General features: G+C 52.2%; 1 pseudogene. It reads left to right on the top strand.

Annotated features, from left to right (window positions below):
• Positions 1 to 780, top strand: a pseudogene (locus ACT3RQ_RS17720) (IS3 family transposase); the annotation flags it as partial.

Here is a 780-nt window from a genome sequence, read left to right as displayed (position 1 = left end):
CCCCGTTACACTGAAGAATTCAAAATCGAAGCCGTTAAACAGGTGGTAGAGCGTGGCCATCGAGTTGCCGAGGTCGCTGAGCGTTTGGGCGTGTCAGGCCACAGCTTGTACCACTGGATCAAGCGCTACGATAAGCCGGTAGAACAACGGCAAGAAGACGATGATCTCCAAGCTGAAAACCGTCGTTTAAAGGCTGAATTAAAACGCGTGTCAGAAGAGCGAGATATATTAAAAAAGGCCACCGCGTACTTCGCCAGAGAGTCCGACTGAGGTACGCGTTTATTCAAAAGCATGCGAGTCAATATCCGGTACGGCGCTTGTGCCGCATGATGGCCGTGCATCCTAGTGGCTACTATGCATGGTGTAAAAAAGCACTGTCTAATCGAGACCGGGATGATCAGCGTCTATTGGGATTGATCAAGCATGCGTGGCTTGAAAGTGGCGGTGTATATGGCTATCGCAAGGTCTATCAGGATTTGCGTGAGGCTGGCGAAGCCTGCGGTAAGCACCGAGTGGCCCGCCTGATGCGTAGGGAAGGTTTACGCTCTCAGACGGGCTATCGACGACGCCCTGGCTGCTATGGCGGCGGAAAACCGGCTGTTGTATCACCCAACCATTTAGACCGTCAGTTTGAAGTAACAGCGCCCAATGTTGCTTGGGTGACAGATATTACGTACATCCGAACGTACGAAGGCTGGCTTTACTTAGCGGTGGTGATCGACCTGTTTTCCCGTCAAGTGGTTGGCTGGTCGATGAAGTCTCGTATGACGACGGAGTTAG

This window comes from Halomonas sp. AOP43-D1-4, from assembly GCF_052446175.1.
GTDB lineage: Bacteria > Pseudomonadota > Gammaproteobacteria > Pseudomonadales > Halomonadaceae > Vreelandella > Vreelandella citrativorans.
This window is presented reverse-complemented; position numbering and strand designations above follow the sequence as displayed.